This is a genomic window from Caulobacter sp. CCH9-E1 (assembly GCF_001556515.1).
Taxonomy (GTDB): Bacteria; Pseudomonadota; Alphaproteobacteria; order Caulobacterales; family Caulobacteraceae; genus Caulobacter.
This window is the reverse complement of record NZ_LSJA01000368.1, coordinates 43,494-54,976: the sequence shown is the minus strand read 5'-3', so window position 1 is coordinate 54,976 and position 11,483 is coordinate 43,494. Positions and strand designations below refer to the sequence as shown.

The 11,483-nt window shown below is 65.0% G+C and carries 10 protein-coding genes and 1 tRNA gene; all 11 read right to left on the bottom strand.

The window, feature by feature from the left end:
• Positions 1–151 precede the first annotated feature (151 nt).
• A complete protein-coding gene (gene mobF / locus AX690_RS20775) occupies positions 152–2,899 on the bottom strand; it encodes a MobF family relaxase (RefSeq protein ID WP_066687437.1) in 2,748 nt (915 codons plus the stop codon).
• Complete coding sequence (locus tag AX690_RS20770) at positions 2,899–4,713, bottom strand: type IV secretion system DNA-binding domain-containing protein (protein ID WP_066687439.1); 1,815 nt, start codon at positions 4,711–4,713, stop codon at positions 2,899–2,901. The genes mobF and AX690_RS20770 overlap by 1 nt, the downstream gene beginning before the upstream one ends.
• Complete coding sequence (locus tag AX690_RS20765; protein WP_066687440.1) at positions 4,710–5,093, bottom strand: hypothetical protein; 384 nt, start codon at positions 5,091–5,093, stop codon at positions 4,710–4,712. Before AX690_RS20765 ends, AX690_RS20770 begins: the two co-directional genes overlap by 4 nt.
• A gap of 371 nt (positions 5,094–5,464) precedes the next feature.
• A complete protein-coding gene (locus AX690_RS22510; RefSeq protein WP_082769788.1) occupies positions 5,465–5,659 on the bottom strand; it encodes a hypothetical protein in 195 nt (64 codons plus the stop codon).
• A gap of 117 nt (positions 5,660–5,776) precedes the next feature.
• Positions 5,777–6,601 (bottom strand): hypothetical protein, encoded by an 825-nt coding sequence (locus tag AX690_RS20760; protein WP_066687442.1) that lies wholly within the window; start codon positions 6,599–6,601, stop codon positions 5,777–5,779.
• A gap of 91 nt (positions 6,602–6,692) precedes the next feature.
• Complete coding sequence (locus AX690_RS20755) at positions 6,693–8,018, bottom strand: type II toxin-antitoxin system HipA family toxin (protein ID WP_066687443.1); 1,326 nt, start codon at positions 8,016–8,018, stop codon at positions 6,693–6,695.
• Positions 8,018–8,269: a helix-turn-helix domain-containing protein gene (locus AX690_RS20750; protein WP_066687446.1), complete on the bottom strand. Its 252-nt coding sequence runs from the start codon at positions 8,267–8,269 to the stop codon at positions 8,018–8,020. Before AX690_RS20750 ends, AX690_RS20755 begins: the two co-directional genes overlap by 1 nt.
• 170 nt (positions 8,270–8,439) lie before the next feature.
• Positions 8,440–9,696 carry a site-specific integrase gene (locus tag AX690_RS20745; RefSeq protein ID WP_066687448.1) on the bottom strand — a complete coding sequence of 419 codons (1,257 nt, stop codon included), beginning with the start codon at positions 9,694–9,696 and terminating at the stop codon, positions 8,440–8,442.
• A 160-nt stretch (positions 9,697–9,856) separates the two neighbouring features.
• Positions 9,857–9,946, bottom strand: a tRNA-Ser gene (locus AX690_RS20740).
• A 104-nt stretch (positions 9,947–10,050) separates the two neighbouring features.
• The gene (locus AX690_RS20735; RefSeq protein WP_066687464.1) at positions 10,051–10,470 is read right to left on the bottom strand and encodes a PaaI family thioesterase; all 420 of its coding nucleotides are present in this window, start codon (positions 10,468–10,470) and stop codon (positions 10,051–10,053) included.
• A 76-nt stretch (positions 10,471–10,546) separates the two neighbouring features.
• The gene (locus AX690_RS20730; protein ID WP_066687473.1) at positions 10,547–11,389 is read right to left on the bottom strand and encodes an MBL fold metallo-hydrolase; all 843 of its coding nucleotides are present in this window, start codon (positions 11,387–11,389) and stop codon (positions 10,547–10,549) included.
• Positions 11,390–11,483 lie beyond the last annotated feature (94 nt).

Here is an 11,483-nt window from a genome sequence, read left to right as displayed (position 1 = left end):
GCGTGCACGGATTTGCAGTCCGCTGCGTCACCACTCCGCCACCGGGCCATCCGGGTCAACGCAGAGCGTTGGCGAAGAGGGGCGTTGGCTATCAGACCGGGCACTGGCGGGCAATGGAAAATCACGCGCGCTGGAGGGGTCTCGAGCCGATCTAGAGTTCGGCGCCATGGCTCAAAGACGCTCGCGCGGCCTTGCCTGGATTGGCCAGCGCCGTGAGGCGCAGGCCAGAGCGCGCCTCGACGCCGCGCACCAGCTTCTCGCGATTATCGGTGACGATGGTCGCGCCGCGTCGGGCGCGAGAGATCGCGACATAGAGCGTGGCCTGGTCGACAAGATTGCTTCGGTTGCTTTCGGCGTGGAACAGGACCTGCTCGGTGGTGCGGCCTTGAGCGGCAAAGGCCGTTTGCACATAGGCATGACGGATGTGGCGGTCTTGGACGGCGTCCAGGGAAAGGGGGCGGGTGCGCCCCCGTTCGTCCCGCACAACAACTTCATGGCTGCCAGCGTCGACCGAGAGGACCTCGGCTTGAAGACCATTCACTCGTCGGGATCGCCGATCGTTCCGGGTGAACTCGATCCGGTCGCCAGCGCGGATTTCCCGGTCGGCGACCTCGAAGGTGTCGGCGCGACCCCAGCGATGCGGCGCCCAGTCAAGCCTGCCGCCGTTGCTATCAACGAGCGTGACGACCCGTCGCTCGGCGTCGATGTCCTGCACCGCGTAGGCGGCGCCCTTGATGATCGACCGGCTGGCGAGTGACTTGGCGAAGATGACGACATCGCCCGCCGCATAGCTGCCGGCGTTCTTGGACTCCGCGCGCGTGAGATCCTTGGCGACCAGAGCCTTCATGGTCACCGCCGCATCGCCAAGCTGTCCGCTCTTGATCAGGTCCGCGCGAATACGAGCCGTCAGGAGGTCGCGCCCCTCTCGCGATGGATCGATGACGAGGGTGTGCTGGCGTACGGCCGCGTCGAGGCCGGCATAGTGGGCCGCGATCAAGGCATAGCGATCCTGGGCCTGAGCGACCTCGACGATCCGGCCGCCGCCGCGGTCCAGCGCGTCGAGCGCCTTGCGCGCGTCGCCGACGATGGAGGCTTCAACCGCCTCCAGAGTCAGAGCGTTCGACTGTCGGACGATCTTGGTCAGGTGGGCCGCCTCGAGACCGGCCTCCTGCAGCTGGCGGAAGGCCGCGCCGGCCCCGACCGAGCCGAGCTGGCGCGTGTCACCGACGAGCAGGGTTCGCGCGCCGGCCCGCTGCGCGTCTTCGAGAAGGCGGGCCATGTCCTTGGCCGATACTAGGGAAGCCTCGTCGACGATCCAAAGCTGGCGCGATCCTGGGCGCACCGTCGAGCGCTCGAGCAGATGACGAGCGATGGTGCGCCCCTCCATCCCGAGCGCTTCGCCCAAGGTGAGAGCGGCGGAGGCGGACGGCGCCAGCGCCTTGATCTCGTACCCCTGCGCCTGTGCGGCCTTGGCGACCGTCGCCAGGACGGTGGTCGTCTTGGCCGAGCCAGCGTAACCCTGAACGCCGACCACGGCGTTGCGGCTTGTCAGAGCTTTTCGCGTCGCAAGCCGCTGGTCGTCCGACCAGGTCAGACCACGCTCTGCGGCTTGGAGGCTCGCCTCAGCCACGATGCGGCCGGCCAAAACAATAGACGCGATTGGAGCGAGCTTGTCTCTGCCGAGGCGCTCGATCTCGATCATCCGCCGCTCATGGGCGATCGCACGGTCTGTCGCGAAGCCCTCCAAGTCCACGCCGATCGTGTTGCGCAAGGCTCGGGCCTCCAGCTGCCGTAACGCCAGACGCTTCTCCACGGCGCGCGTGAGCTGATCCCTCGCAACCTTGCCGATCGCCTTGCGCCCCGCCTCGCGCTCGAGGTCGGCTCGGGAAAAGACCGCCTGACGCTCGCCCAACTTATCGGCGGCGAAGCGCACCGCTTCTTGGGCGATCAGCTCCGCCTGGCCTTGAGCCGCAAGTGACAGGCGCTTCGAGCGTTCCGTCGCCTTAGCAACCATTATGCGCCTTGTGCCCGCGTCAAAGCCGAGAACCTCGGCCTCGGCGCGCCAGGCCTTGCCGAGCTCCGCACGATCGGCCTGGCCCTTCGCCGCGCGCGTATATAATGTGGCGAGCTGCTTTTCCTCGGCGCTGGCGGTGGCGCGTGTCTGGCCTCGCGCGGCCAAGTGCGCCTCCACCTGCTGGGCGCGTTCGCTGAAGGCGGTGAGCAACTGCGCGGAAAGCCCGCGAATCTCGAACATCGACTCCTTGCCGATGTCGATCTCATAGCCCAGGCGACGAACGCCGACCGCCAACTCCTGGCGGTAGACTTCGCCGATCGCCTTCTGCAGCTGATAGAGGGGCCGCGAGTCCAGGCTGCGCCAGCCCCCGTTTTCGTCGCGCGTCATATTCAGAATGACGGCGTGGCTGTGGAGCTGCGGGTCTTGGGCGCGACTGGTGTCATGGCGGAAGGTCGCCGCGGCGACGTTGCCGGTGCGGACGTGCGCGACATGCTCGCCTTCCCGAATGCGCGTGCCGCCCGCATGACGCTCGGCGAAAGACAGCGCCGCCGCCACGGCTTGGGCGTGAGCCGCGTCCAGCCGGCGATCGCCGGCGACGAGCGCCATGATGGAAACCGACTTGGGCGCGCTGAAGGTCAGGTCCCAGCCGGGGCGATGCTGCCGGCCGCCCTCACGATGCGCGCCCAGCGTCTGCCCCGTTGGAAGGTGACCTTCGAGCAATTGACGGAATTGCTCGGGATCGACCTCCCCCTCCAGCCCCAGGAACTCGGCGCCGGATCCTTGCCAAAGGCTCGGGGCGGCGCCGTCCTCGGCATAGTAGTCGTCGGCCTCGTAATAGCTGGCGGCTTGGGCCGAGCTCGAAAGGCTGGAGAGGGAAGCGACCATTAGACCGGCCCGCCGTCGTTCAGCGGCGTTTCAGCCGGCGGGGGCGGAGGCTTGGGGCGGCCCCAGAGCGTCTGTTTGACGTCTATGGCGACGAAGCCCTGACGGCGCGGCGGTCCTCGGCGGACGATGTGGTTGTTGCGCAGGATGACGCTCGCCACCGGATAGCCGTCGGGCAGTTGCAGGAAGCCGTGGTGCGGCGGAAGCCGGAACTCGCTTTCCAGCAACAGAGGCAGGATCTGGCGACTGCTGCCCAGCGAGGTTCTACCTTTGCCGACCTGGTGGTCGAGGTTCTCCGATGCGCCGCGCACCTCCGTCTCTACCGTCCCGGTCGCCTGGCTGGCCCATTGGCGGGTGGCCGAGTCAGCAAGCTGCAGGAAGAGCTTGGTGTTGGCGTTGGCGAGCAGGGCTTCGGCGCCATCCGGTCCGTACCGGTCGCGCATCTGCCCGATCGCTTGGAAAGTCAGAACAACCGACGCCCCGAACTTGCGACCTTGCGGCAAGAGGCGGGAGAGGTTCTCGACCTTGGGCAGGTCCGCCAATTCGTCCAGCATCAACCAGACGCGGCGGGACGGGTCGGGGCTAAGGCCCAGGATCGCGGTGGCGGCGCATTCCAGGAAGCAGGCTAGTAGGGGACGTGTCGCGGCGAAGTACTGTTCCTGCCGGGGAACGAAGATCCACGGCCGGAAGCCACGCTTTTCGTCCAGCGCGGAGAAGTACTCTCGGAAGCTGAAGACCTTCGCCTCGTTGGGCGAGGCTCTGAGGTACTGCAGGAGCTGAACACAACGCGACAGCATGAACAGAACGCTGCTGGTGGCGCGCTCGGCGCCTTGTTCGAACATGCGAGCCGAGGAGGTGTCCGCCAGCCACTCGCGAAGATCTTCGCGAGAAACGCGGCTCAAGGTGTCGATCAGGGTCGGAAGATCGGTGCGGCCTTCGGCGTGCAGCTTTCGGAGGACGTCCGCGACGAGGATGCGGGCAGCCTCGAGCCAAACGTCCTGGTCTGAGGTTCCCGTCGAAGCGATCAGCTGGCGGGCGATGTGGTCGGCGTCGGCCGGGTGCTCGATTTCGTCGAACGGAGACCAAAAGGCGCCGCGGGCGTCGAACGGGTTGAGGATGATGTCGCCGCGTTCCGGTCGATAGTAGTGGGCGATGAACTCGCCGCTGGTGTCGTAGACGATCGCCGTGTCGCCGCGAGCCTCGACGGCGTCGAGCATCTGGCGCAGCGCGGTCGTCTTTCCGGATCCCGTCGAGCCGATCAGCGCGACGTGGCGCGTCTCGAGGTCTTGGGGAATAGGGACGCTGGCGAGATAGACGGGATCCTGCCCGGAGCGTCTTCGCGTTTTCCGAGCCAGTGTCTTCTCGGAGACGATGCTGGCGCCGCGGCGGGCGCTGTCCTGCGTGGCGCTCCGACCCCAACCCGCCGCGAGATGAGCCCAGAGAATGCAGAGCCCGATACCGACTAAAAGTCCGGCGACGGCACCTAACTGCATCTGCTGCAGCGCTTGGTCAGCAAGATGCCGGTAGCTGAGCGATGCCGTCACAGCGTAAGCGCTGACCGTCTGCGGTCCCGCCGTGGTATAGCGATCGATCGTGGCGTTATCGTTGAACGGAAGCTGCAGCACGGCCTTGGCCAGCAGGTAGTCCAGGGCGAAACGCCAGGTGTCTCCCGCGAAATAGCGAACGCCGAAACCCGCGCCCGCGGCCGCTGAGACGACGCAGGTGTTGAAGTAGCCGCGAGCTCGGCGAAGGATGTCGCCGATGGATCCCGCGAACAGCGCTTGGCCGCGGGACAGGTTCTGATGATAGCTGGTCATTGTTGAGCGCCTCGCGCGAGGTCGCGTTGGCGGCGGTAGGCATCCTGCGCCGCCTCCGCGATGAGTTGATCCATTTTGCTGTCGGTCTCGGACCGGACGACGCCGCGCCGCGCATAGGCGTAGGCCGCACTGGCGGTGAAGAGCGTCCGGTCGATCATGGCCTCTAGGCGCGCTGCCCGGGCGAGCAGTTCGCCTAGGCCGTCGGCCACCTCGTCGTCGGCCGCGCCAAGATGGGCGGAGCCGACTAGAACTCCGAGACCTGTTTCAAGTGCGCGGATCGCAGCCTGGTAGCGGCTGCAGTAGCCTGGCCCCTTGGCGTAGTCCGCCAGAACTGCGTTCAGGGCGGCGGGGATGCGGAGGGAAACCGTCACCTTGTTCATAGGACGCCTCCGCCCTTGAGCACGCCGACAGCGTTTGCATAGCGCTCAGAATTGGCTGGCCTTTTCCGAGCCGCCCATGGTCCGCACGCCATTGGCAGGCTGTGGAAAGCCTTGTGGACCGGTAGGCACGCGTGCGTGGGGTGTGTTCTTGCAATCCTTCGGCGAGACGAAGTCTCGTCGATACGGATCGCGGTGGTTGGGGAAAGTTGTCGTTGGCGCCATGCCGTTGGTTCGACGGGGCGTTGATCGGGCGCACGAAGGCGACCGCATAGCGGTTTAGCCATGATGGCTCCTTTGGACCGGCTGTGAGCCGGCCCGTTGCGTTGAGGTTTTGAGGGGAAGTGCTCGCGGAGCGAGCTGCGCCTAAGGCGCTATCGGCGGTCCTTGCTCGCCCACCAGGCGCGAGCTTCGGCCGTCGGCACGAGGGTCCGACCGCCGGCCTTGCGCACGCGCAGCCGGCCGGCCTTTACCTCTTCGTAGAAGTAGCTCTTGCCGACCGCGAAGGTTCGGCAGAACTCGGCCACCGAGATGGCCATGCGGGGGAGATCAGAGAGTTCTACAGTCATTGTCTGTTTCCAGCGCTTGGCGTGCTTGCTCAAGCCAGGACAGACAACATCGGATCGCCGCGGCTGTCGGACGACAATGGCGAAAACCTTATAGAGTCTAATTTTGGCTAAGTAATATTAAGCATCATTGGTCTTTTGTAGTTCATCATAGATGCGACGGGCATGCTTCTTCAGAATGCTGTCTTGAGGGCCGTTGTCAGGACCGTAGGCCGCCGTGAACACCCCGCGCAGCATCGCGATGATTTGTGTCTGGGTGGTTCGATCCGACAGTTCGTTGCTGACAAAAAGGTGCCTGATGCAAAGCTTTAGATAGGCGTCGGCCCAGTCGTATTTCTGCGGGCGCCCGCCCTGTGACTTCGGAAAAACAAACGCGTCGGCTCCGACGTTCACCAGCCGGTAAGTCCGCTCGAACCGACGCTGCTCGAGCTCCGGGTCTGCGCTGAAATCCTGGGTCGCACTGGACCGGGCTTCGATCCAGTCCTCGACGTCCTGCTTATTGATAAAGATGTCGAGGAGCGGCCGGCCGTCCGCGAGATTGATGCTGTTGTCGTGGATGTTGATGCTGATCGAGGTCGCCCATTGGTGCGGATAGACCGCGAGATAGAACTTCTCGTAGCTGACGGCATGGCCGCCATCGCGCTCGGTGACGTCGGTCCTCGTGATCGTTCCGTGGATGGCCAGGATCGATGCCGATTTGAGCGCGGCCACGAGAGTGACCAGGATATCGCCGCTGTTGCGTAGGATTTCGCTGCGCGCCACCAAATCGACCGCTGCCCGCAAACGGATCCAGTCGCTCGGATCGATCGGCGTGGCGCGGTCAAGCGTGCCGCCTGAGCTGATCTCGTAGCTACGCGCGCTATCGCCAGAGCTGGAGTCGTGGAAGTCACCGGCGTCGACGTAGTCTTCCCGGTCGGCCGCCGCGAACGCAAAACGTTCATTCATGGGCTACGCTCACTCCAGAGTGGAGCGCCTAGTTCGCCTGGCGAGTGTTTCGATTTGGGAAACGAAGAGCGCGGTGGCCGGTAAAGAACAGCTAGCCGCCTTCAAGAGCAGACCGCAGTCGCGGTAGACGCTGGGCGATCGCTCCATTGATGCTGTCATGGATGGCCTGATGGAACCCTGACGGCATCTGCGCCAGAGCGAAGGCGCCCGCGCTGGCGGATAGGTCGAATATCTCCTCGATCACCGCCCTGACCATCGCCGGACGAAGGCCCGCTTCCTTGGCGGTTTCGGCGAAGTGGCGTCCGTGAATGTCGAGGATCTTGTAGTGACGCTTCGCGCCCGCCGACATCGCCAAGGTGTAGGCGCGGTGGGGGATGGCCTTGGCGTCAAAGGCTGGTTGTGCGCTCAGCACATCGTAGAACGGGGTCATCGAGAAACGGCCGTTCGGCTTCAGGAAGAGGCTGAAGTTCTTGGCGTGGCCGTCGGTGGCGCCCATCAGCCAAAAGAGGATCTGGCTCTTGAGGAAAGCGGCCTGATCGTCCTGCGGCGTATCGGAGGCCTTGAGTAGGCGCAGGATATCGACCGCGCCTGGCCCCTGTTGAGTTTGATATTTCTGAGAAGGTGGTGTCGACAGGGCCTGGCAGAAATCCTCCTGCGGCAGGCGAAGAAGCTTGGCGTCGCGCCAGGCTCGGTCGAAGCGCTCGATCACCAGGACGGTGCGTTCGCCAAAGCGCGCGATCTGCGTCTTGGCGACCTTCAAGCCATAAGCCTCGATCAGTTTGAGGCAGTAGTGTTCATTCTCGACACTGTTGGACAAGTCGATGACCCCCGATGGGGTCGGAATCTGGCCCAGCTGTGGCTTGAGGATGTGGGTCGTGGCTGTGGCGCCCATCGGGCGCTTCCATTGGCCGTCCTGATGGAGCAGGGCGGTTTTCTCCTGAGCGCCGGCGACCGAGATGCGAAAATCCCGCTCGAGGTCCAGGCCTAGCGGCGCGCGGGCGAGATTGGCCAGGATGGCCTCGATCTGCGCGTCGGTAAGTGGCTCGCCGGTTGCCGGAGCGGTCGCGTCGACGACTTCGCCATCGGGCAGAAACTGCAAAGCGCCCACGCAGTCGCGCCCGATCTGTTCCAGCAAACCGTAGGCGTCAGCGCTGCTCGCGCCGGTGCGCTCGGCGACGATCCGACGCACGTCAGTGTTGTCGGGCAGCAGGTTCTCGAACACCGCCGCCACTTGCGCGCCCCTGTAGGCGCTCTTGCGCAAGGGGAGGGATAGCGACACCGGAAAAGCCGGCTCCCAATCTAGCCATGCTTGGTCGTAGCGGAAGTCGATGGCGCCGCTTGACGCCTTCTCCAAGCGACCGACCCGTCGATTGTTGATCAGAACCTGCAGAGGGGCATAAGCCCGGTGGCGTCCCATTAGAAGATATCGAGAACTTCGGTTGCGGTGGGCTTGGCCCGCGCGGCCAAGGTCAGATCGGCGTCGAGCGCCTGGAGCAAGTCGAGCAGCGTTGAAATCTTGGCCCCGCCATGGCCGCGTTCGATGATCGAGACCATCTCTTGGCGCGTTGCGGCCAAGTCGGCGAGCTGCGACTGGCTAAGGCCGCGTTGTTGGCGGAGATGCTTGATATGGGCCCCCAGCTGTTCTGGGGAGCGTGCAATCAGGGACATTGGGCTTCTCCGATCTCCCTTTATGGCGGAAAACGCATAAAAATGAAATATTCCATTTCCAGCATAACATTTTTTTATGCGATATGTCGCATATTATTGAGTCAGTCTGGTCTAGCGCGCAGCGTGAGATCGTTACGTGCGCTCCCCGCTGCCTCAAGGTTTCCCAGCGCTCAGGCGCTACAGTATGCCGCCCAATCCCGCATCAGCTCCCGGCGTTTCTCCAGCAGATCCCCCCGCCGATAGGCGGCCTCCACCTTGCCGCCGATCGTGTGGGCAAGGGCCATCTCCACCACCTCGTTCTGATAAGCCGTCGTCTCGGCCGCCCAGTCGCGGAAGGTGCTGCGGAAGCCGTGGGTGGTGAGATCGGGATGGCCCATCCGTTCGAGGGTCTTGAGCATGGCCATGTTGGACAGGCCTTTGCCGCGACGCATGCCGGCGAAGATGAAGCCCTCGAGCGCGATGTCTTTGGGGATCGGTTTCCCGTAGAGGCTGAGAAATTCACGCTGGCCCTTCAGGAAAGCGTCCCGCATGGCCTCCAGGATTTCCATCGCGGCGTCGGACAGCGGCACGCGGTGTTCCTTGTGGGTCTTGGTCCGCGTCGCTGGTTGGGTCCAGACCCGCGCCTCAAAGTCGATCTCCGACCATTGGGCGCCGATCACTTCGCCGGTTCGGGCGGCGGTCAGGATCGCGAACTCCAGGGCGCGGGCGGCGGCGCCGTCGCGTGTTTTCAGGTCGCCCATGAATGCGGGCATGGCTTTGAAAGGCAGGGCGGCGTGGTGCTCGACGCGGGCGACCTTCGACTTGGCGGGGAGGATCTTGTCGAGGTGGCCTTTCCAGCGCGCCGGGTTCTCACCGTCGCGATGACCACGCGCCTTGGCCCAATCGAGGACCGACTCGATCCGCCCGCGTAGGCGGCTGGCGGTCTCGGCCTTGGTCGACCAGATCGGCTCCAAGACCCTGAGGACGAGGACGGTGTCGATCTCATCGACGGGGCGATCGCCAAGCACCGGATAGGCGTAGGTCTTCAGCGTGCTCGACCACTGGGCCTCGTGCTTGGCGTTGCGCCAAGCGGCGCTGTTGGCGTCGATATAGGCGGCCGCGGCGTCCCTGAAGCTCGGCCCCCGATCGGTCTCGCGCGGCGGCTCGGGCGCTGGCCTTGAGGCGGCGCGCGCGTCGATCGGATCAACCCCCTTGTTCTTCAGGAGCCGGGCCTCCTGCGCCATTCCGCGCGCTTCGGCCAAGGACACGAGATGAGTCGGGCCAAGGCCCATGGCTCGCACCCGGCCATGGAGCGTATACCGATAGATCCACGATTTCGATCCGCCGGTGTGAATCTGCAGGTAGAGGCCCCGTCCATCGGGGTGCATCCCGACCCGGTCGAGACGCTTGACTTCGAGCGCGGTCAGACGGTCAACAAGGCGCGCCACTCTCCACTCACACTTTCACTCGCATTTTCACCCACATGTATAATACGGATTTGAGCGGACGTGCGCAAGCGGCTCTGAACGACGACTTGGTATAAGCCTTGGCTTTATTGGGATTTTTCGCGCTTCAGCGGACGTCTGCGGAAACTGGCGAAAGAGGGGGTGGCGGAGAGGGTGGGATTCGAACCCACGGTGCCCTTCCAGGCACGCCGCATTTCGAGTGCGGTACATTCGACCACTCTGCCACCTCTCCACAGGTGTTTTTTCGGGAGCTTTTTAGGGCCGCCCGGGTCGAGGGCGCGATAACTAGCGGCGTCGCCGCCGGGACGCAAGCCCCTCCTCCCGGCTTTTTTCGCCTCAGTCTTTCGGCCGCAGAATCATCTGGGTGCAGCGGAAAAGCGCGATGGTCTTGCCCGTCGTCTCGTTGGTGACGACGGCGTCCCAGACCTGGGTGTTGCGGCCGCCGTGCGCCAGCCTGGCCTCCACCGCCACGCCGCCGTCGCGCGCCGTGCCCAGGAAGTTCGACTTGAGCTCGATGGTCGTGAAGCTGGTCCCGCCCTCGGGCAGCGAGGTCATGCAGCCATAGCCGCAGGCCGAGTCGGCCAGGGCGATGACGCTGGCGGCGTGCAGGAAGCCGTTGGGGGCCATGTGCCGCTTATCGACGTCGAAGCGGCCCCTCACATGGCCGGGCGTCGCCTCCAGCCACTGCAGGCCCAGCAGGTCGGGCAGGCTGCCGGCCTGGGCGGCGGTCAGGGCGGCGCTGAAGTCTTCGGCCATGGGGACGCTCCGCAAAGGGTTTCAGACCCTATGCGGCCGCGCGTCGGCGCAAGTCAATTGCTAAAGAAAACGAAGTCTAGAGCTTGGTCAGGTCGACCGGGGCGAAGCGGGCGCCCGCGCCGATATCGGGCGGCAGGCGCCCGGCGCGGACGGCGACGCGAAGGGCGGGGCCCGCCACCATCGATTCCGGGAGCATCGCGTCGGCGGTCGTGCGCAGGGCGATGAAGTTCAACCGATCGACGGTGTCGTTCAGCTGGATGTTGGACGCCTTCTCCTCGGCCACGGTCGACTCGCAGGGAAGCGCCGCGCAGACGCCCGGCAGGATGCGGGTTTGGGGCGGCAGGCTGAGGATCTTGCGGGCGTCGTCGAAGGTCTTGCCGGCGTCGGCGCCAGGAACGTCGCAGCGGCCCGAGCCTTCGGACGGGGCCAGCAGCACGTCGCCGGTGAAGATGGCGTTGGCGACGCGGTAGGCCACCGCGCCCGGAAGTCGGCTTTCCAGCGCCAGGGCGGTGATCTTGAGTCCGCCCATCGGCAGGGACTCGCCGTGCTTGGCCAGCTTGTCGAAGTCCCAACCCTCGAGGTCGACGCCATCCTCGGCGAGGAGGGGGGCCAGGCGCTTCAGGCTTTCGACCACGCGCGCGCCGATGCAGATGGAGGCGCCGGTCTCGTATTTCAGGTGGCCGGCCGCCGACAGGTGGCCGGTATGCAGGCCGGTCTCGAGAATCCAGGTCGGGCCGAGGTCGCGCGCGCGGATGTCGGCGATGATCTTGTCCACGAAGCCGGTGTCGACCGCTTCGGTTTCGGGATCGAAATCCAGGACGGGATCGACGATGGCGCAGAGGAATGTCGCGGGGTCGATGATGAGATAGGTCACCGTCCCGGTCGCGGGATGGTGATAAGCGATGATTTCCGGCTGCATTCCGTAAGCCCTAGCCCCGAGGCGGCCACCTTGACCGCCAAGCCGTTAAACATCAGCGAACGGCAACCCTTGAAAAAAAGTATCCGGGAGACGG

Excerpts from the sequence above, each read along its gene's own strand:
- AX690_RS20735 (WP_066687464.1), bottom strand. The coding sequence starts at position 10,470 with ATGGCCGAAGACTTCAGCGCCGCCCTGACCGCCGCCCAGGCCGGCAGC.
- AX690_RS20730 (WP_066687473.1), bottom strand. The coding sequence starts at position 11,389 with ATGCAGCCGGAAATCATCGCTTATCACCATCCCGCGACCGGGACGGTG.
- mobF (WP_066687437.1), bottom strand. The coding sequence starts at position 2,899 with ATGGTCGCTTCCCTCTCCAGCCTTTCGAGCTCGGCCCAAGCCGCCAGC.
- AX690_RS20750 (WP_066687446.1), bottom strand. The coding sequence starts at position 8,269 with ATGTCCCTGATTGCACGCTCCCCAGAACAGCTGGGGGCCCATATCAAG.
- AX690_RS20755 (WP_066687443.1), bottom strand. The coding sequence starts at position 8,018 with ATGGGACGCCACCGGGCTTATGCCCCTCTGCAGGTTCTGATCAACAAT.
- AX690_RS20760 (WP_066687442.1), bottom strand. The coding sequence starts at position 6,601 with ATGAATGAACGTTTTGCGTTCGCGGCGGCCGACCGGGAAGACTACGTC.
- AX690_RS20770 (WP_066687439.1), bottom strand. The coding sequence starts at position 4,713 with ATGACCAGCTATCATCAGAACCTGTCCCGCGGCCAAGCGCTGTTCGCG.
- AX690_RS22510 (WP_082769788.1), bottom strand. The coding sequence starts at position 5,659 with ATGACTGTAGAACTCTCTGATCTCCCCCGCATGGCCATCTCGGTGGCC.
- AX690_RS20765 (WP_066687440.1), bottom strand. The coding sequence starts at position 5,093 with ATGAACAAGGTGACGGTTTCCCTCCGCATCCCCGCCGCCCTGAACGCA.